This is a genomic window from Vibrio sp. Vb1755, from assembly GCF_033338635.1.
Lineage (GTDB): Bacteria > Pseudomonadota > Gammaproteobacteria > Enterobacterales > Vibrionaceae > Vibrio > Vibrio alginolyticus.
This window is the reverse complement of record NZ_JAWOTA010000348.1, coordinates 1-1,056: the sequence shown is the minus strand read 5'-3', so window position 1 is coordinate 1,056 and position 1,056 is coordinate 1. Positions and strand designations below refer to the sequence as shown.

The 1,056-nt window shown below is 47.3% G+C and carries 2 protein-coding genes; both read right to left on the bottom strand.

The features are described from left to right. Window positions 1–643, bottom strand: a 643-nt coding sequence (locus R7E00_RS25045; protein WP_318124915.1) for an aminotransferase class I/II-fold pyridoxal phosphate-dependent enzyme, incomplete at its 3' end; no start/stop codon positions are given. Window positions 644–658: 15 nt separating this feature from the next. Next, window positions 659–1,056: histidinol dehydrogenase (locus R7E00_RS25040; RefSeq protein WP_318124914.1), on the bottom strand; the 398-nt coding region annotated here is incomplete at its 5' end.

Here is a 1,056-nt window from a genome sequence, read left to right as displayed (position 1 = left end):
CTGCAAGCGCAAACGCTTTTGATAACGTACGTAGAATCGCAAGATTTGGATACTGAGATAACAAATCCACCGTTGACGCCTCAGGGCAAAAATCGATATACGCTTCGTCCATGACCACGATTGCTCGGTCTTTTGTCATCTCAAGCAGAGAGACAATATCTTCACGCTTAACGAGGTTGCCGGTTGGGTTGTTTGGTGAACAAACAAAAACCAGCTTGACGTTATCGAGATTGGATTCGATGCCAGCAAGGTCAAGCTGCCAATCCGATGTTAGCGGTACAGTCTTACGTTCAACACCAATGGTTTCAGCACTGATTGCGTACATACCGTAAGTCGGCGGACAGTACAAAATCGCGTCTTGTCCTGGCTCACAGAAAGCGCGAACTAACAGCTCGATACCTTCGTCAGCGCCACGAGAAGTAAGCGTCTGTTCTGGCTTTACACCCGCGTAGGCAGCGTAAGCAGAAATAAGCGCTTTTGGCTGGCATTCGCTGTAGCGGTTTAGGCGAGCAAAATCCGTTTTGTACTCATTATTAAATGGAGATTCATTGGCGTTGAGCCAAACGTCACCCGTGCCGCCAATTCGGCGAGCAGATAAATACGGGGTTAATTCTTGAACTTGTTTGCGTGCTAGCTTTTCCATCTCTTTACTCTCTTATTATCTATTTTTGGTCAGCTTTTCTACTCGGATGGTGACTGCACGTTTGTGAGCGTCGAGACCTTCCGCCTCCGCCATCGTAACCACAGTCGGAGCGAGATTCTGTAAACCTTCAGCCGATAACTCTTGCACTGTCATTCGTTTAGAAAAGTCGGCAAGGCCAAGGCTTGAGTAAGTACGAGTATACCCGTAAGTTGGAAGCACGTGGTTAGTTCCCGACGCATAATCACCTGCAGATTCAGGAGACCAATCGCCAAGAAAGATTGAGCCCGCATTATCTAGTAGTGGAAGTAGCTCACGCGGGTTCTTCGTTTGCACAATTAAGTGCTCAGGGCCGTAGTAGTTAGAGATAGAAACCGCTTGTGTGATTGACTCAGAAATAATAATCAGACTCGAAG